Raw genomic sequence first — 26,961 nt, 5'->3', positions numbered from 1 at the left:
TAAGTTTGGTCTATTATATAATATCAAGTATATAATTAGTAGAAGTATTCTAGATAGAGAATGTTAGAGGCTATCTGATCGGACTCAAAGAAGAAAGTTTTTTAAGTCTTAATGCATTTTAGGGCATGTTTTGGGCCTTTTGGAATTTATAAACTTTTCAACATTTGTGAAATAGTCAGGTAAAATAATTTCTTGTCATGTAATATATACATGTAAAATATTGATAATCAATTAGTTGAGTTATATTGACTTTGTAATATTATTGATGGAATTATATTTTATTAAACTTTAGGAAACTAAATAAATTAATTATTTTAGATAGTCTGATTGGTTGGAAATGCTATGTAGTAATTGTAACCATGAGGAGTTTATTCTTATAACTTAAAATTCAATTAAAAAAAAGAATTATGATGAGAAAAATTTACAAACTAGTCGTACTACTATTATTGTGCCAGACCTATGTGTTTGCGCAGAATATTAGTGTTACCGGTAAAGTTACCGACTCTGACAATTTACCGTTACCTGCTGTAAGCATCAAGGTAAGTGGTTCAACTCAGGGAACAAGCACAGATGCTAATGGTAGCTTTACAATCTCGGTTCCTTCTAATGCATCGCTGGTGTTCAGCTACATTGGATTTGCAACCCAAACTGTTTCAGTACAGGGAAGAACAACATTAAATGTTCGTCTTGAATCTGATGCAAAACAACTTGAAGGAGTAATTGTTACTGCTTTGGGTATTACAAAGGACCAGAAGGTCTTAAGTTATGCGACTCAAAAGGTCAACACTGACAATTTTCAAAAAGCCAGAGAATTAAACATTGGTAAATCTTTGATCGGTCGTGTTGCTGGTCTTGATGTTGCCGGTACTTCTTCAGGTCTTGGTGGTTCAACTCGTGTTGTACTTAGAGGTGACCGTTCAATCACTGGTAACAACCAGGCTTTGATCGTTATTGATGGTGTACCTATGGATAACTCGAACTATAGCCCGGGTACTGGTAACGGTGGTCGTGATGGTGGTGATGGTTTATCAAGTGTTAACCCTGACAACATTGAATCAATGACTGTTCTGAGAGGTGCTTCTGCAACTGCTCTTTACGGTTCACGTGCTGCAAACGGAGCATTATTGATCAGTACTAAAAAAGGTAGTGCACAAAGAGGTTCAGGAGTTTCTTTCAATAGCTCTTCTCAGCTAGAATCAATGATGGAACTTTATAATTTCCAGAATGAGTATGGTCAGGGTGCTGGTGGTATTTACAACAGAGCTCAGGAAGGTTCTTGGGGTCCAAAAATGACCGGTCAATCAGTTGCTTTATGGGGTAATGATCCTGCGGATGCTGGAAAAGTTTACAACATGACTCCTCAGCCAAATAACTACAAAGATTTTTACTCTGTAGGAAATCAACTGTCGAATACTTTGGCATTCTCTGGTGGTACTGAAAAGGCTCAAACCTATTTCGCATATACCAGAGTAGATGCAACCGGTATCATTGATAACAATAAGTTAAAAAGAAACAACCTTAACTTACGTCTTACCGGTAAAGTAAGCCCTAAATTATCGTATGATTCAAAGGTTACTTATTTGAAACAGGATATTGACAACAGACAATACACTGGTGAGGCTTATCAGAATAACCAACGTCACATTCTTCGTATTCCGCGTAACATTTCTTTGGAACAGGCTAAAAAGTACGATTACATTGATCCTTCTTCAGGTAAACTGCGTCAGAACTACTGGAATCCAGGATCTAACGGTGGTGAAAACCCATTCTGGACTAAAAACCGTGTTATTTCTAATGATATCAGAGATCGTGTAATGGGATTTGGTTCATTAACGTATCAGGTAACTCCGGCATTAAGCTTAATGGCTCGTGCAGGTTTGGATAAAACCATTGACGCTTTCGAAGGTAAATGGTATAATGATACTTACACTATTGCTGATTTTGGTAACTACCAGACTGAAAATAGAGATGTTACAGAAACTAACTTTGACTTGATTGGTATTTTCAAAAAGAATATCCTTGAAGAATTAACTGTTGATGCAACCTTCGGTGCGTCTCTTCAACATTTAGATAGAACATTCCAATCAACCAATGCTGGTGGATTAAACAGGGATAACCTATTTATTCCTTCAAACGGTCGTGGTCCAACAGATAGTCGTTCATTCGTTCAAACAGAAAAGCAAGGTGTATTTGCTACGGCAGATTTCACTTACAAGAATGCTATTACAATTTCTGGATCTGTTCGTAATGACTGGTCATCTACATTACCAAAAGCAAATCAGTCTTATTTATTTGGTTCAGGAGGTTTCTCAGCGATCCTTTCAAACATCTTTACTTTACCTAGTGCAGTTTCTTTCGCTAAATTGAGAGGTTCTTATGCTACAACTGGTAACGATGCAGCTCCATACCTGACTGCTCAATTTTATAACTTTGCAGCAGGTGGTGCAGCTGGTTTCATCAGCAGAGATGGTACAAAACCATTCCCTACCCTTAAGCCTGAGTTAACAACTGCATTGGAAATTGGTTTAGAAGCAAAATTCTTAAATGATCGTATTGGATTTGATTTGGGTTACTACACCAGTGATTCTAAAAACCAATTGTTCAGAGTTTCTCTTCCTCCAGCTTCAGGATGGAGTTCTGAATATGTTAATGCTGGTTTGGTGAATAACAAAGGTGTTGAATTAACTATGAATGGATCACCAATTGCTAAAGGTGATTTCCGTTGGAATATTGATTTAAACTTTGCTAAAAACATCAATAAATTAGTTGAATTATCTCCTACTTTAAAGACTTTGGCTTTAACAAATGATTTCATGGTATTCCAGCGTGCAGTTGAAGGTGAGTCTTTAGGTCAGATGTACAGTAGAGGTTATCAGCGTGATGCCAGTGGTAGAGTTATAGTAGGTACTAACGGATTACCTTTAATCACTCCTGGAACAACTGTAAGTATAGGTAATTCTCGTCCTGATTGGACTGGTGGTATTACTAATACATTCAACTACAAAAACTTTAGTTTAAGTGCCTTAATTACTGCTCGTGTTGGTGGTAATGTAACTTCATTCACAAATGCGATTATCTATTCTGATGGTCAGGTGGAAGAAACCTTAGCAGGAAGAAGTTCTTATATTTTCCCTGGTGTAACAGCAGCAGGTGCAGCAAATACCGTTGCAACAACTGCTGAGTCATACTGGAAATTTGTAGGTGGTCGTAATACTCCTGTTGGTGAAGTTTGGTCTTATTCTGCTACAAACGTTCGTTTACGTGAAGCATCTTTAAGCTATGCATTACCAAAGAATATATTTAAGAAAGCACCATTCCAGGCTGGATCTGTATCTTTAGTTGGTCGTAACTTATTCTTTATTGTAAATAAAGCTAAAGGTTTCGATCCTGAATCTTCTGCAGGTGCATCTAACACTGCAGTTGGTCAGGAAGGATTCTCCCTGCCTACAACCCGTCAGATTGGTTTGAACTTGAATTTATCGTTTTAATTAATAAAAATTAACAATTATGAAAAAATATAAATTATATATCGTTGCTTCAGGTTTAGCCTTGTTTACTGCAATTGGTATTTCTTCTTGTACCGACAAGTTTGAGGAGTATAATACTGATACAAGCAGATTAACAGAGCTTGATGCATCAGCTGTAGGTAATGCATTTGCAGCCTCTCAGCATAGGGGTGTGATGTTCTCCTGGCAGCTGTTTAACAGTTTGTTTGGTGATTTACAGGCACAGTATTTTGGTAATATCGCACAAAACTTCGGTTCAGACCGAAACGTGATGGTTGGTAACTGGTTAAATGGTGCATGGAATGGTTTTTATAATCAGGTACCAGCATTATATGGTGTATTGGATAATACTAAGCCAGGTGGTCCGGCTGCCAATCCTGCTGTTTATGCAATAGCTAATATCTGGAAAGTTCGTATGTATCAGCCAATGACTGATTATTGGGGACCAATTCCTTACTCTGCTGTTGGAAATGGTTTAAAGCAGGTTGATTATGATGCACAGGATGTTATTTACAAAGATTTCCTGACCACATTAGCTAAATCAACTGCTGATCTTCAAGCATTCAAAGGTAAAAATGTATTGGGTAACAATGACCTTATCTATAATGGTGATGTAGATCAGTGGATCAGATTTGCAAATACTTTACGTCTTCGTATAGCTATTCGTATTTCTGGGGTTGAGCCAGCATTGGCTAAATCAAATGCAGAAGCAGCTGTAGCAGGCGGAGTAATGGAAACCAATGCTCACGATGCTTATATCAAAACTACTGCAAATAACATCAATAGCATGAATCAGGCAACAGCCTGGAATGAGTTTCGTATGAGTGCTGCCATGGAGTCTGTATTAACTGGTTATGAGGATCCTCGTATAACCAAGATGTATGCTCCGATTGAAGGCACAACTGCAACCTATAAAGGTATCCGTAATGGCTATACTCAGGTTGAGTTAGGATTGCCGGCAAATCAGAACACCAAACTTTCAAACGTGAATGATAGATTTACTCCGGCAAATCAAAACACGAATCCATTTGAAGTGATCATGTCCGCTGAAGCCTGGTTCTTAAGAGCTGAAGGTGTATTAAAAGGATGGAACATGGGTGGCGGTACTGCAAAAACTTACTATGAGAAAGGTATCGAAACATCAATGAAGCAGTGGGGTATCTCTGATGCTGCTGCAATTGCTGCTTATACTGCAAGTACAAAAACTCCGATCGCTGTAACAGGCGCTGTAGTTTCACCTGCATTATCTGATATCACAATTGTATGGTCTGCAGATGCTTCTAAGCAATTAGAGCAGATCATCACTCAGAAATGGATCGCTTTATGGCCAAATGGAGTTGAAGCCTGGACAGAATACCGTCGTACCGGTTTCCCGAAACTTTATCCTAGAATGAATTCTGAGAGTTTGGTAGTATCTAAAGATCAGGTTGTTCGTCGTGTACCATATGTAATTGGTGAGACTCAAACAAATCCTGCAGGTCTTGCAACAGGTGTTGCAAAACTTGGTGGTGCTGATAATGAGGCTACCCGCTTATGGTGGAATAAATAATCAGATAGAAATATCTTTAAAAAGCCTTCCCGATATATCGGGAAGGCTTTTTTGCGTATAGCTATTTTTTAAAACTATATAACTGTTTTGTTTGTTTATAATTTTAATTCTTCCTTTCATTAAATAGGTTTATGTTTTATTGAGTCAATTTTTAATCAAATTTTCGAATTGCTGCTCTTGATCGAATTATAATTATGAAAGAATCAAAATAATTTTCATCTGCTAACAACCAAAATAAAATCTGTTTCGTATATAATTGAAAATAAATTCAAAACTTATGAAAAAATAGCTACTCATTAAATTACGAAGGCCTATCCTTAAAATTTTACCTGTAATTGTTTTGACAGGATGCAAAAAGGATGATTTGCAGGATCCATTAACCAGGTTAAGAAGGATTTTCCCTGCCTACAACCAGTCAGATTAGTTTGAACTTGAATTTATCATTTTAATTAATAAAAATTAACAATTATGAAAAAATATAAATTATATATCGTTGCTTCAAGTTTAGCCTTGTTTACTGCAATTGGTATTTCTTCTTGTACCGACAAGTTTGAGGAGTATAATACTGATACAAGCAGATTAACAGAGCTTGATGCATCAGCTGTGGGTAATGCATTTGCAGCCTCTCAGCATAGAGGTGTGATGTTCTCCTGGCAGCTGTTTAACAGTTTGTTTGGTGATTTACAGGCACAGTATTTTGGTAATATCGCACAAAACTTCGGTTCAGACCGTAACGTGATGGTTGGTAACTGGTTAAATGGTGCATGGAATGGTTTTTATAACCAGGCTCCGGCATTATTAGGTGTATTGGAAAATACTAAGCCAGGTGGTAAAGCTGCCAATCCTGCTGTTTATGCAATAGCTAATATCTGGAAAGTTCGTATGTATCAGCCAATGACTGATTATTGGGGACCAATTCCTTACTCTGCTGTTGGAAATGGTTTAAAGCAGGTTGATTATGATGCACAGGATGTTATTTACAAAGATTTCCTGACCACATTAGCTAAATCAACTGCTGATCTTCAAGCATTCAAAGGTAAAAATGTATTGGGTAACAATGACCTTATCTATAATGGTGATGTAGATCAGTGGATCAGATTTGCAAATACTTTACGTCTTCGTATAGCTATTCGTATTTCTGGGGTTGAGCCAGCATTGGCTAAATCAAATGCAGAAGCAGCTGTAGCAGGCGGAGTAATGGAAACCAATGCTCACGATGCTTATATCAAAACTACTGCAAATAACATCAATAGCATGAATCAGGCAACAGCCTGGAATGAGTTTCGTATGAGTGCTGCCATGGAGTCTGTATTAACTGGTTATGAGGATCCTCGTATAACCAAGATGTATGCTCCGATTGAAGGCACAACTGCAACCTATAAAGGTATCCGTAATGGCTATACTCAGGTTGAGTTAGGATTGCCGGCAAATCAGAACACCAAACTTTCAAACGTGAATGATAGATTTACTCCGGCAAATCAAAACACGAATCCATTTGAAGTGATCATGTCCGCTGAAGCCTGGTTCTTAAGAGCTGAAGGTGTATTAAAAGGATGGAACATGGGTGGCGGTACTGCAAAAACTTACTATGAGAAAGGTATCGAAACATCAATGAAGCAGTGGGGTATTTCTGATGCTGCTGCAATTGCTGCTTATACTGCAAGTACAAAAACTCCGATCGCTGTAACAGGCGCTGTAGTTTCACCTGCATTATCTGATATCACAATTGTATGGTCTGCAGATGCTTCTAAGCAATTAGAGCAGATCATCACTCAGAAATGGATCGCTTTATGGCCAAATGGAGTTGAAGCCTGGACAGAATACCGTCGTACAGGTTTCCCGAAACTATATCCTAGAATGAATTCTGAGAGTTTGGTAGTATCTAAAGATCAGGTTGTTCGTCGTGTGCCATATGTAATTGGTGAGACTCAAACAAATCCTGCAGGTCTTGCAACCGGTGTTGCAAAACTTGGTGGTGCTGATAATGAGGCTACCCGCTTATGGTGGAATAAATAATCAGATAGAAATATCTTTAAAAAGCCTTCCCGATATATTTCGGGAAGGCTTTTTTGCTTTTAATATCAGCTAAGCATTTAAATATCATACTTTTAGTACTAATATGGAAATATTTTCTAATGTCCATATAAGGCGCTTTATTCTTAATAATGAGGGTTTTATTTTAATCTAATTTTTTTATATTTAGTGATTGAATTGATTTTTTTCTTCAGAGAATTGGCACATAAAATCTAATAGACAAGACCTGTTTTATTACCTGTATTTTATTGTACTAGCCAGTTTTGTTTTGAAATATTCAGATTAGCTCTATCGCTCAAATTGTATTCATAAAAAGGATTTTTTAAATCAAATAGTATGCTAAAAAACTTATTTTTTGTAATCATTTCATCTCTGTTAATTACTGGCTGCGGAGGAAATGATAACAAATTTTTCACCCAAATGGATAAGGGTGATACTGATATAGATTTCAGAAATATGCTCAAGGAAAGTGAGGATTTAAATGTAATGAACTATTCCTACTTCTATAATGGTGCAGGAGTTTCTGTTGGTGATATCAATAACGATGGGCTTCAGGATCTGTTTTTTACAGGAAATATGGTTAAAAACCGACTTTACTTAAATAAAGGAAATTTTAAATTCGAAAACATAACGGATAAAAGTGGCGTTGCCTTATTACAGGGCTGGTGTACTGGTGCCACAATGGTTGACATTAACGGAGATGGCAACCTTGATATCTATGTTTGTCGTTCAGCTGATATAGACCCAGCCCGCAGAAAAAACTTATTGTTTATAAATAACGGCGATCTCACCTTTACAGAAAAGGCTGAAGAATATGGCCTTGCAGATCAGGGTTATTCTACTCAAGCCTCATTTTTTGATTATGATAAAGATGGGGATCTGGACATGTTCCTGATTAATCACTCTTTACAGAAATACAGTACCGGAGTTCAGGAAAATGTGCAGTTGCGTAAAGAGCAGAACCCGGATTTTGCAAATAAGCTGTATCGGAATGATAATGGTTCTTTTAAAGATATCAGTGCTGAAGCTGGTATTACTTCCAATGTATTAACTTTTGGATTAGGTGTTGCAGTTTCTGATATAAATGCAGACAGCTGGCCAGATATCTATGTTTCAAATGATTTTAATGAACCTGATTATCTGTTCATCAATAATGGAAATGGAACATTTACCGATAAGCTAACAGAAAGCATGGATCAGATATCCATGTATTCCATGGGATCGGATGTGGCTGATTTCAATAATGATGGATTACCTGATCTGGTAACGCTGGACATGCTTCCGGAAGATAACAAAACTCAAAAGATGCATTCTGGTTCAGAAAATTTTGATAAAATGCAATTTTTATTTGAAAAGGGCTTTTACTATCAATTTAGCAGGAACATGCTTCAAAAAAATAATGGAGACGGAACATTTTCTGAGATAGGGCAGTTGGCAGGAATTTCAAATACGGATTGGAGCTGGTCTGCTCTTTTTTCTGACTTAGATAATGATGGTCATAAGGATCTGTTTATTACAAATGGATACGTGAAGGATTATACCGACATGGATTTTTTGAAATTTACAATGGATCAAACAATTAAATCAAGGCAGGAGGGAAAAGAGACCACTGTTAAGGACTTTATTGAAAAAATGCCTACCATTCAGATGCCTAATTATGTCTTTCACAATACCGGAAATGACCGGTTTGAAAATAAAAATAAGGAATGGGGACTTGATCAGTCGGGGATCTCTGCAGGTGCTGCTTATGCAGATCTCGATAATGATGGTGATATGGACTTAATTGTTAGTAATACCAATGATTATGCAGGTATCTACAGGAATAATACTGAACTTTTTAACAAGAATTCCTACTTGAAAGTCAAGTTAAACGGCGACAAAAATAACTCATGGGGTATTGGAGCCAAAGTTATAGCATACAGTAAAGGAAAGAAATACTTTCAGGAGCAGATCCCTGTCCGCGGATTTCAATCATCAGTGGATCCCATATTAAATTTTGGTTTGGGTAGTACAAAGGTGCTGGATTCTTTGGTGATAGTTTGGCCAAATGATAAAATTCAAAAAATGAATAACGTAAAGGTTAACCAAACAATTACTGTTGATTTGAAGAATGCTAGTCAGGCTCCTCAATATCTTCCTTTTCCAGGCTCTGAAGCCTATTTAACTAATTCATCATCAATAAAATATACTCATAAAGAAAACTCTTTTAACGATTTTACCATTCAGACTTTATTACCCAATTATTTGTCAAGGCAGGGGCCATGTATGGCAAAAGCTGACATAAATGGGGATGGAATCGAAGACCTGTTTATTGGCGGAGCAGCCGGACAAGCCGGGTCATTATTCATACAGACTACAGGTGGTCAATTTGTTGGAAAACCTTCTCCAGCTCTCGATGCAGATGCACAATCTGAAGATACTGCAGCAGAATTTCTTGATATAGATAATGATGGGGATATGGATCTGTATGTCGCTAGTGGTGGCTATGAGTTTGCACCGGATAATAATTTATTGCAGGATCGTCTTTATATTAATGATGGTAAAGGTAATTTCTCCAGAAAAGTAAATGCACTTCCGGCCATGTTGATCAGTACCGGAACTGTAAAAGCTTCAGATATAGATGCTGATGGCGATATGGATCTGTTTGTTGGTGGTCGATTGGTTCCTGGAATGTATCCAAGTGCTCCTGAAAGTAAAATTCTTCTCAATGATGGCAAAGGGAATTATACAGATGGAACAGCTCGTATCGCTCCTGAAATTAAGCAAATAGGAATGGTTACCGATGCTATATGGCTTGATTTGAATAAAGATAAACAAGAAGATCTCATTTTAGTTGGTGAATGGATGCCTGTAAAGGTGTTTCTAAATCAAAATGGCAAATTAAAAGATGTTTCCTCTACCTATATAAAATTTGGCTCTACAGGCTGGTGGAATCGCATATATGCAGATGATATGGATAATGATGGCGATAAAGATCTTATTATTGGTAATCTTGGACTAAATGCACAGTTCAAAGCAAGTGAAAAGGAGCCATTGAATATTTATTTCAAAGATTTTGATGATAATGGTTCTATTGACCCAATTTTCTGCTACTATATTGATGGTGTATCTTATCCTGCAGCCTCCCGTGATGATCTTTCAGACCAGCTTCCGGTTATTAAAAAGAATTTTCTGGAATATCATAAATATGCAAATGCAACAATTACCGATCTGTTTACATCAGATCAGTTAAAAGATGCAAAGGTGCTTAAAGCCGAAATTCTTGAAACTATCTATCTTGAGAATACAGGAAATGGATTTAAATTAATCCATTTGCCAATTGAGGCGCAATATGCTCCTGTTTATGGCATAGCATCTTTCGATGCAAACGGTGACGGTAAAAAGGACCTGCTATTTGCAGGAAATAATTCATGGACCAGAATCAAATTTGGACAGTACACAGCTAGTAACGGTACCTTATTAACTGGCTCAGGAAATGGTGCGTTCACCTACGTGCCTCAATGGAAAAGCGGTTTAAATATTCGTGGAAATGTGAGAAGCCTTCAGACAATTGATTCAGGTAAAAAAGCTGGTGTACAGTTTGTTTTTGGTATCAATAATGCTGAAGCACAGGTGATTAAAATTAAGTGACCTGCATGATTTGAATTCTGGGAGGTCTTTTATTAAAATTTAATTTGTTGATTATAAGTATTTTAACAAGTTGATTTAAATTTAAATAGTGTAATGAAAAATAGAAGTTTTGCTTTTTTGCTTGTTGGACTGGGGTCTTTAATTTTAATTTCTTTTACCTCCGGATACATTCAGCAGGAGCCATGGAAAGCACCTGCATCAGCTGATACAATTAAAAGTCCCTTTCCATTTTCTCCTCAGGTAATTAGAGAGGGTGAAAAGCTCTATAACATGCTTTGTGTAACATGTCACGGGCAGAATGGTCTTGGTGACGGGCAACCTGGCAGGTATAAAATAGAGCCTGCAAATTTTCATAGCAGAGTGGTAACTGCTCAGAAAGATGGGGCTATCTTCTGGAAGTTAAGTAATGGTAAAGGAATCATGCCAGCCTATGGCACGGCTTTATCTGAGGAAAAACGCTGGCAGCTGATCGCTTATATACGTCAGTTCGCCAAACAGGATCTTAATTCATTGTCTAAGGCACTTCCAATAAAGAATTATAAGATCGATAAAACAATACCCAGTCCTTATTTTCCCTTGCCTCAAAAAGTTACTAATGCTATAGCCTCCGAAGAGTTAGCATTAATGGTTGATACTGTTGCCAAAGGCCTTAAGAGAGCTTGGAGTATGGCGTTTTTACCAGATCAAACGCTTTTAATTGCAGAAAGAAGTGGTAAAATATTGCGATTTAAGAATGGAAAACAAATTGATACACTTTCAGGGAATATTCCTGGAAGCCTCCGTGATATAAAGCTTCATCCTGGTTTTGAAAAGAACAGATTGATCTATCTTTCTTATTTTATTGAGCCTGTTAAAAGTGCAGGCACAGGTGGTTATACCGCTTTAATGCGTGCTAAATTAGTTGAAAATAAGCTGATTGAAGAGAAAACTCTATATAAAGCCGGCCCATTTAAAAATAATGGCGACTGGTTTGGAAGTAAAATAGGATTTGATAGTAAGGGCTATCTGTTTTTCTCAGTTGGTATTCATAGTGACAGGAAGAATGCTCAAAGTCTTTCAAATTACGATGGCAAAACGATGCGTTTTAATGATGATGGTAGTATTCCCCCGGACAATCCTTTTGTCAATACTCCCGGTGCTTTACCTGAGATCTATTCCTATGGACATCGGATGCATCAGGGTATGCGCCGGGATCCAAAAACAGGAAGAATGATGGTTGTTGAATTTGGGGAATTAGCAGGTGATGAATTGAATATTTTAAAGCCTGGAGCTAATTATGGATGGCCAATAGCAACTTACAGTCTGGAATACAGTGGGGCAATTATTTCAGAAAGTCCACTGAAAGAGGGTATTGAACCACCCATTCATCATTACGCAGTTGCACCATCTGATTTTGACTTTGTTTATGGTAACCGTTATCCAGGATGGGATGGGAATATTTTCATTGGTGGTTTGGCAACTAAAAAACTTTATCGGCTTGTTATGAAAGATGACACTTTCGTACACGATGAAGCTCTTCTGCATAATCTTGGCAGGATAAGGGAAGTTGTATATGGTCCGGATCAGTTTTTATATGCGATGACTGAAGATACAGGTATTCTTGTGAGGTTAATACCCCTGCAGAAGTTATAAAAATATCAGAGATATTAACTAAAATATTAAATAAGAGATACTTATGAAACGAAGAAATGTTTTAAAAGGCCTTGCTATGATTCCTTTGGCTGGAACTGTACTTGGTAAAGAATCTGTATTAGCCGAAACAACTGAAGGTTCTTCCGGAGTTGTTATATCTTCAATGACAACTCAAGCAAAGGGAATTTCTACTGTTACCTCTTTCATGGCTGAGGATAATATATTTCGTTCAATTGGGGTGGAACCAATAATCAATTGCAGAGGTGCATATACCATCATTGGAGGTTGCCTTGAACTCCCTCCGGTTCGGCAAGCCATGGAAGCCGCTTCGCATAATTTCGTTCAGTATGATGAATTGGCAGAAGGTATCGGACAGAGATTAGCTGACTTAACCAAATCTGAATGGGGAATGGTTTCTGCAGGTTGTGCCGCAGGAATGAAACATGTAACTGCCGCTTGTGTAACTGGTGGCGATCCTGAAAAATTAATCCGTATACCTGACCTTTCAGGTTTTGATAAAAATGAAGTGATCATTCCTTTATATTCAAGAAATACCTATGATCATGCAGTTCGTAATATTGGAGTGAAGATCGTTCATGTTTCAAATGCTGCTGAACTAGAAAAAGCGATCAACTCCAAAACAGCCATGATCTATGTAAATGCTGTAAATGGATCATTTACAGGTCAGCCATTTTCTCTTGAAGTGATTGCCAGTGTAGCTAAACCGAAGAATATTCCTATTCTTATCGATGCTGCTGCAGAAAATCTGACAATCCCTTCAGTTCATATCAAAAGAGGAGCAGATGTTGTTGCTTATAGTGGCGGCAAAGCGATCAGGGGACCACAATGTGCTGGTTTAATGCTTGGAAGAAAGGATATTTTACAATCTGCATGGCAGGCAAGTTCACCTCACCATGGTCCTGGACGTGATAATAAAGTTGGCCGTGAAGAAATGATTGGTATGATGGCGGCAGTGGAAACCTGGTTAAAACGTGATCATGATGCTGAGTATAAAAGCTGGATGAACAGGTTAAATACGATTGCAAAAAAAGTGCTTACTATTGAAGGTATTAAAACATCCATTTCAGAACCTGTTGAATTATCAAATAAGCACCCAACATTATGGGTTTCATGGGATCCGGCGAAATTCAATGTGACGGGCTACGAAATCGCCGAAGAGCTTGGAAGTACCAAGCCAAGGGTCGCAGTTGGATCTAAAGATCAAAGTGACGGAACTACTTCTATTGATCTGGTTTCAAGTCATATGCAGGAAGGTGAAGATAAAATGGTGGCAGAAAGAGTATTTGAAATTCTAAACAGAAAACGAAGTCCTAAATCTAGTGCGATGGCTGCTCCATCAGGTAATATTAGTGGTCTATGGGATGTCGATGTTAAATTTTTCAGCAGTATTATTAAACATAGCCTCAATATTCAGCAAGATGGGAACTGGGTTAATGGATCTCATAAAAGCCAGTTTGATGAAAGAAGTATTGGCGGTACGATTGAGGGCGATCAGATTAAATTAAGCAGTACTCTTTCTAAGCCCGGAGATCAGATCACGTTCTATTTTTCTGGAAATTTAAACGGAGATACTTTTTCAGGTGATATTCATATGGGTGAATACCGCACTGCAAAATTCACTGCTAAACGCAATTCTCTCAAACCAGTTCGACGAAAAGTTCTGGTTCCAAAGGGCCCACCATTAGCAACCTGATCCATTTGAAAATATCCGGTGTCAAAAGCCGGATGTTTATTCTTATTATGTGTATTTCACACATCTTTGCTGTTTTTTTTTATTTTTATACAAACTATTTCAATATTGATATGAGAAGGATATTTCTGATCTTCTTTGCATGTATTCTGCTAAGTGGCTGTGCAACTAAAAATGACTATGATTCTGTTTTCGCGAATCCCGAATTATATTCAAAGGCGGTTGGGGAGTTAACTGAAGTTATAACTCATGATATTTTTACTCCACCTGTAGCCAGTAGAATTTATGCCTATAGCAATATCGCTGCATATGAAGTAATGGCCACTAAATCGAAGGAATTCAAATCCCTAAGCTCGAAATTACCAGGATTCAAATCTGCTCCATTACCAGATAAGGGAATTAATACTGAATTGTCAGCTTTATTGGCACTTTCTTATGTTGGTCAGGAATTGACATTTTCCAAAGATTCTGTCCAGAACATAATTGATGATCATGTTCAATTGGCAATAAACCATGGTATGCCTGAAGAAATGATCGAAGCATCACAGAACTATGCGAAGTTAGTAAGCAAATCAGTTTTGGATTGGAGTAAAAAGGATAATTATAGACAAACTCGATCTGCGGTAAAATACACTGTGAATAGTACTGATGAGAGCAGGTGGGTGCCAACTCCACCGGCCTATATGCCTGCAATTGAGCCAAACTGGATGAAGATAAGGACGGTATTGATCGATTCTGCCAGCCAGTTCCTTCCAAAACCTCCGGCTGAATTCAGTAAGGTTAAAGGCACTAAATTTTATGACCTTGCTTTGGAAGTTTATGAAACAGGTAAAACATTAACTGTAGAACAAAAGGCAATTGCTGATTTTTGGGATTGCAATGGCTTTAAAGTGAATGTTTCAGGACACGTTATGTATGCAACTAAAGCGATGACCCCTGGTGGCCATTGGATGGGAATTACCGGGATAGTTTGTAAAAATCAAAAAGCAGACTTCGGAAAAACTGTTTTTTCATACACTGGAGTCTCAATTGGTATAATGGATGCTTTTATTGCCTGTTGGAATACAAAGTTTACATATGACTTAATCAGACCTGAGACTTACATTAATCAGCACGTAGATAACTCATGGAAGCCATATTTACAAACTCCTCCATTTCCTGAATATACCAGTGGACATTCTATCATATCCAGTACTTCAGCAACAATATTGGAGAAAATTTATGGAAAAAACACTCCCTTTGTTGATGATACTGAAAGAGCCTGGGGCTGGCCAGACAGAAAATTTGAAAGTGTTCAACAGGCTGCACAGGAGGCTGCTTTAAGTCGCTTATATGGTGGAATTCATTACAGAGAAGCCATGGAGGAAGGATTAGTCGAAGGCCGAAAAATTGGTGAATTTATTCTCGGAAAATTATATTAATTAATCATCATTACGTTTTATGAATTGAAGCGTAATGATGTTTTTGCAATCCTTTCATATCTTTTTTAAAAGAATTTAGCCGCCCGGTTTAATTGTTTTTACAACTATTGTGTAACAATTCTCTCTTCAAATCTAAAAAATCTGCTTGCAGGCATCCAATTTGTTATTTTAATTTAAAATCCGGGATTTTTTAAATAGAATTGTGCTGTACAATTTCGTATAGCCTATAATTAGTATTATTAAAAAAATGAAAAGAATTTTAGTACTGGGTGTATGTGCCCTTTTTATTGCCTGTAATAGTTCTTCAGAGAAAGCAAGTGAGTCCGATACAACTTCTCTGGTTTCTGCAGATACCAGTGAAGTTATTACTGTTGCAGATAGTACTGCCTCAGCTACTGTAAGTACTGTTGCAGTTGCTTCTGAAAATAAAACTGCCGAAGTTAAAGTAAGTGAAACTGTAACTGCAAAACCAGTAGTAAAAGAAAGTCAGCCGGCAGCGGTAGTTAAAGCTGTTGAGAATACTGATAATGCTGATATAAAAAAGGGTGAGATGCTTATTTCAAAATCAGATTGTTTTGCTTGTCATAAGGTACAAGATAAACTTTTAGGCCCATCTTATAAAGAAGTTGCCAATAAATATGAAAAAACGAAATCTAATATAGATTACCTGGTAAATAAAGTAAAAACCGGAGGCAGTGGTGTTTGGGGGCAAGTTCCAATGTCACCACATCCAGCTTTATCAGATGATGACGCCAGAGCTATGATTCTGTATGTTTTGAGTTTGAAATAGCTTTTAACACGGGTAAATTGGCGTTAAATCTTTTGAATGATAAGCGATCAATGCCAATATCTGGAACTTAATTTGATCCTTATTACTGTAACATTATACTATGTTTTTGAACCAGGGTTCAATGAAGTATAGATTGCATGATTATATTTATTGCTTGATAGGGGATACCCCGTTTTTTTTACTCATATATTAAATCTGATTCTAATTCTAATTGAACAAAATATGGTCTTCCATTTAAATAATAAGATAGCTAAGGCATTGTGCTTGTCAATTTTATTGTCCGGTTCTGTTCTGATCAGTACAGCTCAGGAGCTATTTGTTTCGAGTGAATTAACACCTGCAAAAAGCTTCACCTCAGGTGCCGAAGGACCAGCTGTTGGACTAACAGGTACTGTTTATGCTGTTAATTATGGAAAACAAGGTACAATCGGACAGATTACTACTAATGGAAAAGCAAGTTTGTTTATTGAGCTTCCTGCCGGTAGTATTGGAAACGGAATTCGTTTCGATAGTAAAGGTAATATGCTGATTGCAGATTATACCAAACATAATATCCTTAAAGTTAATATGTTAACCAAAGCTATCAGTGTTTTTGCTCATAATTCCAGAATGAGTCAACCTAATGATATTGCTATCGATAATAAAGACAGATTATATGCCAGCGATCCGAACTGGAAAGAAAATACTGGTAGGATCTGGCGTATCGATACTAATGGTAAATTTACGATGCTCGACAGTATGGGGACCACTAATGGAATTGAAGTTAGCCCGGATAATAAATTTTTATATGTTAATGAGTCGGTTCAGCGCAAAGTCTGGAAGTATGATTTGAATGAAAAAGGAGAAATAAGTAATAAACGTCTTATTCACGAATTTCCTGATTTTGGAATGGATGGTATGAGATGTGATGCTGATGGTAATTTGTACATAACAAGACATGGTAAAGGAACTGTTGCCAAGCTATCTCCAGCTGGAAAGTTAATCAGGGAGATTAGCACAATAGGTAAATTGCCAAGTAATATTGCATTTGGAGGTAAGGACGGAAGAACTGCTTACATTACTCTTCAGGATAAAGGTAATATGGAAAGCTTCAGGGTTGATAAGCCCGGACGCGAGTGGGTAATGTCAAAAAAGAAATAATATTAATTTAATCAATTTACAATAAAATGAAAACAGAAAGAAGATCAGTACTGAAGAAATTATTTGCTTCTGTAGTAGGTGTTGCAGGGATTGGTGCTGTAGCTAATGCAAAAGGGCTGGCTGCTGCTCCTGAAAAAGAAGCCGGAAATATCACCAGCATACAAAATGTGCCGTTATTTTCCGGGCATACTATTCATAATGGATTAGTATACATTGCAGGTAAGGGTGCACATACAGATCCATTTGACATTAAATCTCATACTGATATTGTATTAAAAGAACTTGAAAAAGAATTGATCAAGGCTGGGACTTCTATGGAGAAAGTATTAAAAGTAACTGTATATCTTAATGATATAGCAGATTACAAAGGAATGAATGAAGTTTATAAAGGTCGTTTTGGAAAGAAGCCACCAGTTCGTACTACAATAGCTGTTGCTAAAGGTGGTGTACCGGGTGATTCTCTGGTTGAAATGGATGCAATTGCTTACATCTAGTCGAAATTAAGGTCTCAACTTTAATATAAAATTTTACAGCCAATACAGATCTTCGGAAATTGTATTGGCTGTTAACTTGTCTAAATGAAACTTGACAGTTTCGAATATCTTCTTTTGAGATCTGTTTGATGCATTGATTTTACCTTAATAAGGTTTATGAACCAATGTGAATTTGGCCTTAGAATATTTTCTAAGTGATTTTTAATATCTATTATGCGAATGAAAAATTTCAATATTTTTAAAATATTACTACTCAGCACTGTATGTCTTTTCATACTGACTGCAGCAAACAATTATTCTCATGACTCCAAAGACTATCATACCATAACTTCTTTGGGCGATACTGTGAAACAGGAAGCCTGGCTTGCTCCGGAATGGGCCGATACAATAAAAAATAAAGTGCCTGTTAACTCTGAAACAATTGCAAAAGGTGAAGAACTTTATAATATGTATTGTTTCTCTTGTCATGGTGATACGGGATATGGCGATGGTCCTGCAGGGGGATCCATGGGTATCAGACCAGCTAATTTTCATGACCAGAAGGTAATAAAGCAAAAAGATGGTGCTATTTTCTGGAAATTAACAAATGGGAAAGGTAATATGCCTCCTTTTAAGGAGATCCTTACCGAAGAACAGAGATGGCAAATGGTAACCTATTTAAGAGAATTGGGAAAACAACAATAAAAATTCTTTAAATGACTCGTACATTTCAACTTAGTATAGTATTTGGACTTATAGTACTTCTAAACCCATTACTTCTTTCAGCACAGAACACAAATACCCGAACAGGACGACCAGCACCTGTAAAATTAACGCCTGCTGCATTAAGAGCTGATATTCAGGTTGAAAAGTATATGGCTGTTGGCCCAAAAGCTGTCAGATTACTAGTTCATCCACAAACTGGTATCTTCTATTATACAGATTTTGATGGAGGGATTTATAGAATTAATACAACATCAGGTACACCTGTATCTGAGATGATCTTATCTGCATCTGATCATGGTATCACCCGTCTTCAGGGGGCTGTTTTTTCAGGTGATAAATTATTTCTGTGTGGGAATATCAGTGTTAATAATGGTAAGGGTACTAAAGGTAGAATGGTTCGTTACGATATGGTATCAACAGGCAAACCAGTTATGAGCGTAGTATTTAATACCGTAGAATATGGTACTAATGCGACAACGTTTGATCATGGATGGAATGCTTTGGAGATAAGTCAGGATGGCAAATACATTTATGCAAACACCGGCGCACGTACAGATCATGGCGAAGTTCAGGATAATAAAGGAGCCTACCCAAATGCAAGAGATAATGCCCTGACTGCTAAAATATTCAGGTTTCCAGTGGATGCATTGAATCTTGAATTACCGAATGACCTGGATAAACTCAAAGCAGCCGGATATATATATGCCGAAGGAATTCGTAATGCATATGATATTGCACTTGATCAATCAGGCAATTTATTTGCGGTAGTAAATTCATCGGATTACGATCATAATGAAGATATGTTTTGGATACGGGAAGGACGCCATTATGGTTTTCCATGGGTGATGAGCGGTTTTGAAAACCCGCAGCAATATGCCGACTGGCAGCCAAATCCTGATACTGATTCCTTTATTCCACGTAGTTCTCATGCCTGGGCAGTAAAATATTTCAGAAATGACCCGGAATTCCCGGGGATCCCGGAAGGTGTGAAATTTTCGCCGGGAGTTCAGAACCTGGGTCCGGATGCGAATGAATACAGAGGACATTCCGGTAAAATTCTGGATGGAGATAATACAGGTGTAACAACCAGCACATTTACTCCGCATAGTTCCCCTCTGGGCCTGGTTTTCGATACAAATAAAGTATTATCTAAAGATTTTAATGGGGATGGCTTTGTATTAAGAAACTCCCTTGGAAGTCGTTCCAGCATGATGAAGCCTTTTACAGATCAGGGTAGGGATCTGCTACACCTTAAATTGAGCTACGATAGCGGAAGTGATAATTACTTTGTAAAAACAACAAGAATCGTTGATTCCTTTAATAATCCAACAGATGCGATCCTTGTGGCAAATGCACTATATATAATTGAATATGACGCCAGAGAAGCTAGTATCTGGAAGATTACCTTACCTGGAGGATCCAAAAAGATCAGGAAAGCTAAAAAAAAATAAAAGAATTCATTCGCCATGAAGGGTTTGATCATTACTAAACTATTGTACCCAAATGATCAAAAGCCTTAATTATAAATATTTTTTGTTTATTTATATTATCAAATTAAAACTATGAAAATTAAAGTATTAGTGTTTACAGCTTTGTCCCTTGTTTCGGCAACAGGATTTCTAACAGCACAGACAATACCAAAAGAAGAATTAACTTTTCTAACCTCAGAATGGAAAGGCGATCGTTTTCCCGATGGCCGTCCGAAAATTGCGGATAATTTACTGGAAAGGGCGAAAAAAATAGGAATTGATGATGCCTGGCAGGTTTTAAAGGTTATGGGTTATGTAAATCAGTTCGAACATGGCTGGAAAACTTTGAATGATGAAATGATCACAGGCAGAGTTGTTACGGCAATGTATATGCCAAGCCGTCCGGATATTGAAAAAAATCTTAAGGAGCGTGGAGCAAAACAAGGCCGTGTTGGAAATACAAATTCATGGCCAATTGCAGTTTTAACTAAAGGAGATGTTTATGTTGCTGATGGTTTTGGTAAGGTTGTAGCAGGTTCTCTTATAGGAAGTACATTAGCAACTTCAATCTATACTAAATCAGGAAATGGTGTAATTTTCGATGGTGCTGCACGTGATGTTCAGGGACTTGAAGAGATACAAGGCTTTAATGCCTTTGTTAGAGATTTTCACCCGGGTTTTATGGAGGATATGGTATTAATGGGCTTAAATACCCCAATCCGTATCGGACGAACAATGGTTTTACCCGGCGACCTGGTAATTGCAGGTAAAATTGGTGTTTTATTTGTTCCGGCACATTTAGCTGAACAGGTGGTATCAACTGCCGAATTTATCGTAAGAAGAGATAAGTATGCCTTTGAAGTTATAAAATCAGGAAAATATTCTAGCGGTCAGCTCGACAGTGAGTGGACAAGCGCTATGAAAGATGATTTTATTAAATGGATGGAAAAACATCCTGAAGAAGGTAAAATGACCAGAGCTGAGCTTGATGTAATAATGAGTAAAAGAACCTGGTAGATTATCAGGAAATAAATAACCTAAACCTTAAATCTTAAATTTTGAAACAGTCAAACATTTATTCTCTAGCATTAGGCATAGCAGGGCTAAGCTTGTTAGCAGCTCTTTTCTTCCTTTCTCAGGGTAATCAGGCAAATGCCGGACCATTATTAATCCTATTTTTTACAGCTTTGGCAATAGGGGTGAGAGGTACAAAAACTTTTAAAGCATTTTCTTATACCATCTGGATCTTCACAGCGGTTACAGCATCAATGTTTTATCCTCAGTACTTCACTTCAATAGGTGATTTTCAATTAAAATTAATGATCGTTCCTCTTTTACAGATCATTATGTTTGGTATGGGTTCACAAATGAGTTTTGAAGATTTCACGGGTGTAATAAAAATGCCAAAGGGGGTAATTATTGGTGTAGGTGCACATTATATTATAATGCCTTTGGTTGCTTTTGGGATTGCACATATATTTTCATTTCCACCTGAAATAGCCGCCGGAATTATCCTGATAGGTACAGTGCCAAGTGGTTTAGCGTCCAATGTAATGTCTTATCTGGCACATGCTAATCTTGCGCTTGCTGTAACGATTGGTGCTATATCTACTCTGATATCACCGTTTGTAACTCCATTGTTAATGCAATGGCTTGGTGGACAGTATATTCAGGTAGACTTCTGGCACATGATGCTTGATATTCTTAACATGATCATTCTTCCAATTGTTGCAGGTTTTATATTTAACCTTTTCTCTAAAAATGAAGCCAGCCAGAAATCGAAAGTCATTCAGCTAATTGGTTATTTTGTTGTTATTTTATTGACAAACCTGGTATACATTAAATCAAGTGGTTCAGATTTTAATGGTTTCTTAAGCGCCATTGGAAAATCCTTGTTCTGGTTCTATATTTTACCAATGCTTGGTGCTATTATACTTCGTAAAATGGTAAAAGGTGATGATCAATGGATGGGTAAAGTACTTTCTATGATCTCAATGGTTGGAATTGCTGTAATCATAACTATCATTACTGCTGCCGGTCGTGATAGCCTATTGAAAGTTGGTTTATTGCTTATTATTACAAGTCTGCTACATAATTTAGCTGGTTATGTTCTTGGGTATGGCGTGTCCTGGGCAGCAGGTATGCCAGAGAAGGATAGACGTACGGTGGCTTTTGAGGTAGGTATGCAAAATGGAGGACTGGCATCAGGATTAGCTCTTCAGATGGGTAAAATAGCTACAGTAGGGCTTGCACCGGCAATTTTTGGTCCATTGATGAATGTTACCGGATCAGCCCTTGCAAGTTGGTGGAGAAGCAGACCACCTGCTGAAGATGTTCCTGCTGAGGGTTCTGTTAAATAAAACTAAAAACAAATTGAATTTAATTAAATAGATCTGCCAGGTTTATTTCAAAATAAAATGAATATATGAAAGGCGCTTTTGGATTATTAATATTATTGACATTTTCTGTAGTCTCATTAAATGCACAGTCAAAACATGAGAAGGCTGTGGCCGCTGCTGTTGAAAAGTTGAACAAGGCAATTATAGATCCTGAAAAAAATCTACTTGAAAGTATAGCATCTGATGGATTATCCTATGGTCATTCTGGAGGAAAAGTTCAGAATAAGGCCGAATTCGTAGATGATCTGATTAACGGTTCATTTAATTTTTCGAGCATTACTCCAGTTGAACAAACTATTTCAGTTTCTGGAAAAAATGCCATTGTCAGACATATTTTTGTTGCCAAGGCAACAAATGCCGGTGTACCAACCGACCTTCGTATTGGGAATGTTATGGTTTGGAGAAAAGAAGGCGGACAGTGGAAATTACTTGCCAGACAAGCCTTCAGACTTCAATAGCAAATTCTTGTAAATTATAGGAATGCGCAAATGTTTATTTTGCGCATTTTTTGTTTTGTATAAATTGTAATTTTTAATTAAAAATGGTAAAACCTGATAGTTTAATATTTGACCTGGATGGCACTTTATGGGATGCGTTGGATACCTATCTGGCATCCTGGAACGAGGGTGCTAAAGCTGAAAATTTAAATAGAATATTTACCCGTGATGATTTGCATTATGTGATGGGCTGGGAGAGATCAAAAGTGCTTGATCATATGTTTCCCGGTACTTCTATTGAAAGGCAGGAGGAAATTTATCGAACCATCAATGAATACCGTATGAAACTTATGCCCGAGATGGGAGGTGTTTTATATGAAGGGGTTCGGGATGGATTGATCAGGCTTGCAGATAAATATCGCTTATTAATTGTCAGTAATTGTCCGAAAAATCTGATCACAGAATTTATGAAATGGGCTGAAATTGAGCAGTATATAACTGATGAGATGGCTCATGGTGTCAACTCAATGCCTAAACATCATAATATTAAATTGTTGGTAGATAAACACAACTTAAAGAACCCTGTCTATATTGGTGATACTCATGGAGATAGTATAGAAACCAGAAAGGCCGGACTTCCATTTGTACTATTAACATATGGATTTGGTACTTCTGATGATTACGATCTTAAGTTTGATGATTTTAACTCGCTCACAAACTATTTTATGAGCTTATGATTTGAATTAATTCAAGGTATTTTATTTAACATAAATTATTTTAAAACATTGCTGTCCGGTTAAATTAAGGAATAGCAAGAAATCTTCATTTACGCAATAAATGGGGTGCATTATTAATAATTCGAAAAGCAAGCCCCCCTGTAACCTTGCCACCCTCTATCGCCGGGTGGGCTCGTTACTTTTGAAGGCCAAAAGTAACCAAAAGCCTTTTTCAATCCCTAGGTGCCCTTTGCCACAAGACCACCACACATCAAAAAACAGGGATCGCTGCTTTTGGGGGATACCAAAATATGAAAGCCGTCCAGGTATGATCCCAAAATCTAATGCTCTGAGGTGCTATATGAATGAACTGCATCTGTTTTTTGATTTTTCCGGCACTGGGGATTGAATCGTCCTTAGGTTCCGTTTATCTGATATGAATGGTAGCTGAGGGCAGTGCGATGGGTAACAACCGTTCATAAATTACCGGTATTGCTGATTGCAGAGATCGGCCTCCTGGGATTTGGCAGTAAAGACGTGCTTTATCCTTGCATTAACGATCATATGTCACTGCCTTTAAGTAATCCGGAGAAGTGTTGCAGATCAATTCATATTATTCACATCCCTTAACACGGCTTGGATTACACCGATAGGATAAAGTGTGTTTTTACAACAAATACCGGGAAGCCGCGGCTCTTTTGCTTACTTTTCCAGCTGAAGGGAAAAGTAAGTGCCATCTCCCGCGGCAAGAGCGGGATAATTTCATTTTTAATTGATAATTCACATTTTTATCCGGACACTAGTGATTTTAACACAGAAAAAATAAGGGACTATGAAAAGATCATTCAAACTTGTCGGACTAATATTGCTGGGTTTACTGGCATTCTTCTTCATTTTTGTACCGCGAATGATCGATAGTTCAAAAAATAAAATATCTATTGAAGGTCCTTTCGAAAGGGTTTCATGGTATGATTCAATTCCCTTTATTGCTGATCTTCATTGTGATGCCTTGTTATGGGATCGTGATCTACTGAAGAAACATGATTATGGACATGTTGATCTGCCTAGGATGCAAACTGCAAACATGGCATTCCAGGTTTTTACTATTGTTAGTAAAGTGCCAAGAGGGATTAATATTGAACAGAATGACAGTCATTCTGATCAGATAGGATTGCTAAGCTTTGCCCAGCTACAGAAACCTGAGACCTGGTTCAATGTAAAGGAGAGAGCATTAAATCAAGCCCGGTCTTTGTATGGATTTGCGGATCGCTCAGAGGGCAAATTCAGAGTGATTACGAATAAGGATGAATTGCAAAAATTCATTACTGACCGTGAGTCTGACCGTAGTTTAAGCTCTGGCATGTTGGGACTTGAAGGGGCTCATTGTCTGGATAATGATATCAAAAATCTGGATGTTTTCTACAAAGCAGGAATTCGTTACATAGGTCTTGCTCATTTCTTTGATAATGAGTGGGCAGGATCTGCACATGGTATGAAGAAGGGTGGTTTGACAGAAAAAGGTATTCAACTGGTGAAAAAAATGGATAGTCTGCACATGACCGTTGATCTTGCACATAGTTCCCAACAAACCATCGAAGATGTGTTTAAATATTATAATGGTCCTTTATTAGTATCACATACAGGTGTTAGGGGAGTCTGCGATAATCAGAGAAATCTTTCTGATGAGCAATTGCTTAAAATAGGCGCACGTAAGGGACTTGTTGGCATTGGCTTATGGGAAACTGCTGTTTGTGGAAAAGATGCCGCTGCAACAGCCAAAACGATCAAATATGTGGCAGATATGATCGGTGTTGATCGCGTAGCACTAGGTTCTGACTGGGATGGGGCCTATGAAATGCATTTTGATGTGACTGGTGCACCCTTGATCGTTGCAGAATTGCTGAAACTTGGTTTTACCAGGCTGGAGATTGAAAAAATTATGGGAGGAAATATCAGGGATTTCTTTCTTAGTAATTTGCCTGATTAATTTACATTGATATTTCCCCCCGTATTGATACTTTTTTAATAATTCTTAATTTCCTGTCTCCATTTCACTATTGATAATAGTTTTGAATTCCTCATTTGAAATATATTGAGGAGTATAGGTACCGCCTGCATTAATTATGTTTTTATAAAATGATCGTAAATGATTACGACTTCCTTTTGCAAGCATTTCATATACATAACGAATATCCTGATTATCAATGTAAACTAATGCCTTATTAATATCATATAGATCTAAATCCTCTATAGTTGCACCAACTTTGTAGGCATTTAAAGTACTTGTATTGCCCTCAGATACCAATTGATCGTACAATGCCTTCAGTTGTATATTCTCGAATTCTCCAGTTTCATTTGCTCCAACAGGATCCTCCAGATTATACTTATTCAATAAATTTAATACAGCCAACATATGAGTACTTTCACTTTTTGATATATTATTGAAAATATTAACACCCCATTTATTAAAAAGCGTTGTATACACATCCATCGCTAATTTCTCCTCTTCTCTTAAAAATGAAAGGCTTTTCAATTCATCGACACTTAAACTCTCTTTAGGTAATGTATTTATCTGCGACTGGATATCAATTTTATTGAGATTTCCAGTATTATTATCATTATTGACAGTATTTTTATCTTTAGTACATGAGCCAAATGCAATAATGATTGCTGTCAGAATTAAACCTAAACCGGTATTTTTTAATTGATTTTTCATGACATTGATTTTTAATGTAATTAATATCATAAAGGTAAAGCTGAAAAATTCCATTCGAGGTTACTTATGTTACCAATAAATTATGATCATTTTGTAATTTGAAGAGAGCAGTTTAATAGTATATTTTTGATTTAAATAAATTAATATAATCTGTTAATTATTGTAAAATACCTTTCTTATTATCTATAAATAAAATTATCGCTTTTATGAAATTCACTTCTTTTATACTTTTTATTTTCATTTTCTTATGCTCTTCCTGTGATAGAGAAATAGAACCAAAAGATCTTTATGGAAGATGGAACTACATAGCAGTTGAAAACTTTAATCCGCCTGATAGCCTTACAAGGAACGAATTAATAGAACAAGCCCCTGCAATTGTATTTTCTACTGGTAATAAGCTTGTAATTGAATGGGGAGGAAAGCAGTTATCCCATGGAACTTACAAAATGGATGGCAAAATGATACGCTATACCGAATCACTCGAAGGTGGTAAAAAAAGAGAATTTCCTTTTTTGATTAAAGAACTGGGAGAGGACGAGCTGGTATTTGAAACAATGGAACAAAACTACACCAGGGTTAAAGCAAAAAAACGCTGACAGATTTAAAAATCCT

19 protein-coding genes are annotated in these 26,961 nt (G+C 37.1%); 18 read left to right on the top strand and 1 reads right to left on the bottom strand.

Annotation, left to right across the window (positions count from 1 at the left end):
- Window positions 1-407 precede the first annotated feature (407 nt).
- The 17 genes from BLR27_RS09035 to BLR27_RS08955 all read left to right on the top strand — a co-directional run bounded on the left by BLR27_RS09035 (window position 408) and on the right by BLR27_RS08955 (window position 25,620).
- Window positions 408-3,488, top strand: coding sequence for a SusC/RagA family TonB-linked outer membrane protein (locus BLR27_RS09035; protein ID WP_245704486.1), 3,081 nt, complete (start codon window positions 408-410; stop codon window positions 3,486-3,488).
- 19 nt (window positions 3,489-3,507) lie between these two features.
- Window positions 3,508-5,055 carry a SusD/RagB family nutrient-binding outer membrane lipoprotein gene (locus BLR27_RS09030; protein ID WP_090704031.1) on the top strand — a complete coding sequence of 516 codons (1,548 nt, stop codon included), beginning with the start codon at window positions 3,508-3,510 and terminating at the stop codon, window positions 5,053-5,055.
- Between the two features lie 468 nt (window positions 5,056-5,523).
- The gene (locus BLR27_RS09025; RefSeq protein WP_090704028.1) at window positions 5,524-7,071 is read left to right on the top strand and encodes a SusD/RagB family nutrient-binding outer membrane lipoprotein; all 1,548 of its coding nucleotides are present in this window, start codon (window positions 5,524-5,526) and stop codon (window positions 7,069-7,071) included.
- Window positions 7,072-7,425: 354 nt separating this feature from the next.
- Window positions 7,426-10,719: a VCBS repeat-containing protein gene (locus tag BLR27_RS09020; RefSeq protein ID WP_090704026.1), complete on the top strand. Its 3,294-nt coding sequence runs from the start codon at window positions 7,426-7,428 to the stop codon at window positions 10,717-10,719.
- A 93-nt stretch (window positions 10,720-10,812) separates the two neighbouring features.
- The gene (locus BLR27_RS09015) at window positions 10,813-12,351 is read left to right on the top strand and encodes a PQQ-dependent sugar dehydrogenase (protein WP_090704024.1); all 1,539 of its coding nucleotides are present in this window, start codon (window positions 10,813-10,815) and stop codon (window positions 12,349-12,351) included.
- Between the two features lie 43 nt (window positions 12,352-12,394).
- Window positions 12,395-14,065, top strand: coding sequence for an aminotransferase class V-fold PLP-dependent enzyme (locus tag BLR27_RS09010; RefSeq protein ID WP_090704022.1), 1,671 nt, complete (start codon window positions 12,395-12,397; stop codon window positions 14,063-14,065).
- Between the two features lie 110 nt (window positions 14,066-14,175).
- The gene (locus tag BLR27_RS09005; protein WP_176767651.1) at window positions 14,176-15,483 is read left to right on the top strand and encodes a vanadium-dependent haloperoxidase; all 1,308 of its coding nucleotides are present in this window, start codon (window positions 14,176-14,178) and stop codon (window positions 15,481-15,483) included.
- Between the two features lie 247 nt (window positions 15,484-15,730).
- Entirely contained in the window at window positions 15,731-16,273 is a 543-nt protein-coding gene (locus BLR27_RS09000) for a c-type cytochrome (protein ID WP_090704019.1), read from the top strand.
- A gap of 222 nt (window positions 16,274-16,495) precedes the next feature.
- Complete coding sequence (locus tag BLR27_RS08995) at window positions 16,496-17,413, top strand: SMP-30/gluconolactonase/LRE family protein (protein WP_090704017.1); 918 nt, start codon at window positions 16,496-16,498, stop codon at window positions 17,411-17,413.
- 26 nt (window positions 17,414-17,439) lie between these two features.
- Window positions 17,440-17,907 carry a RidA family protein gene (locus BLR27_RS08990; RefSeq protein WP_090704015.1) on the top strand — a complete coding sequence of 156 codons (468 nt, stop codon included), beginning with the start codon at window positions 17,440-17,442 and terminating at the stop codon, window positions 17,905-17,907.
- A 219-nt stretch (window positions 17,908-18,126) separates the two neighbouring features.
- Window positions 18,127-18,591, top strand: a complete 465-nt coding sequence (locus BLR27_RS08985) for a c-type cytochrome (protein WP_176767650.1) — start codon at window positions 18,127-18,129, stop codon at window positions 18,589-18,591.
- Window positions 18,592-18,602: 11 nt separating this feature from the next.
- Window positions 18,603-20,063, top strand: coding sequence for a PQQ-dependent sugar dehydrogenase (locus tag BLR27_RS08980; RefSeq protein ID WP_090704009.1), 1,461 nt, complete (start codon window positions 18,603-18,605; stop codon window positions 20,061-20,063).
- Between the two features lie 111 nt (window positions 20,064-20,174).
- Window positions 20,175-21,098 carry an RraA family protein gene (locus tag BLR27_RS08975; RefSeq protein ID WP_090704007.1) on the top strand — a complete coding sequence of 308 codons (924 nt, stop codon included), beginning with the start codon at window positions 20,175-20,177 and terminating at the stop codon, window positions 21,096-21,098.
- A 41-nt stretch (window positions 21,099-21,139) separates the two neighbouring features.
- Window positions 21,140-22,441, top strand: coding sequence for a bile acid:sodium symporter family protein (locus tag BLR27_RS08970; protein ID WP_221406316.1), 1,302 nt, complete (start codon window positions 21,140-21,142; stop codon window positions 22,439-22,441).
- 65 nt (window positions 22,442-22,506) lie between these two features.
- A complete protein-coding gene (locus tag BLR27_RS08965) occupies window positions 22,507-22,938 on the top strand; it encodes a nuclear transport factor 2 family protein (protein WP_090704004.1) in 432 nt (143 codons plus the stop codon).
- An 83-nt stretch (window positions 22,939-23,021) separates the two neighbouring features.
- The gene (locus BLR27_RS08960; RefSeq protein WP_090704002.1) at window positions 23,022-23,654 is read left to right on the top strand and encodes an HAD family hydrolase; all 633 of its coding nucleotides are present in this window, start codon (window positions 23,022-23,024) and stop codon (window positions 23,652-23,654) included.
- Window positions 23,655-24,465: 811 nt separating this feature from the next.
- Complete coding sequence (locus tag BLR27_RS08955; RefSeq protein ID WP_090703999.1) at window positions 24,466-25,620, top strand: dipeptidase; 1,155 nt, start codon at window positions 24,466-24,468, stop codon at window positions 25,618-25,620.
- 45 nt (window positions 25,621-25,665) lie between these two features.
- Here the strand turns inward: BLR27_RS08955 and BLR27_RS08950 are convergent, their stop codons facing one another.
- Window positions 25,666-26,349: a DUF2202 domain-containing protein gene (locus tag BLR27_RS08950; RefSeq protein ID WP_090704174.1), complete on the bottom strand. Its 684-nt coding sequence runs from the start codon at window positions 26,347-26,349 to the stop codon at window positions 25,666-25,668.
- Between the two features lie 206 nt (window positions 26,350-26,555).
- Between BLR27_RS08950 and BLR27_RS08945 the strand changes: the two genes are divergently transcribed.
- A complete protein-coding gene (locus BLR27_RS08945) occupies window positions 26,556-26,945 on the top strand; it encodes a hypothetical protein (RefSeq protein ID WP_090703997.1) in 390 nt (129 codons plus the stop codon).
- Window positions 26,946-26,961: the final 16 nt, after the last annotated feature.

The sequence above is a fragment of the Daejeonella rubra genome, assembly GCF_900103545.1.
In the GTDB taxonomy this organism is placed as follows: domain Bacteria; phylum Bacteroidota; class Bacteroidia; order Sphingobacteriales; family Sphingobacteriaceae; genus Daejeonella; species Daejeonella rubra.
This window is presented reverse-complemented; position numbering and strand designations above follow the sequence as displayed.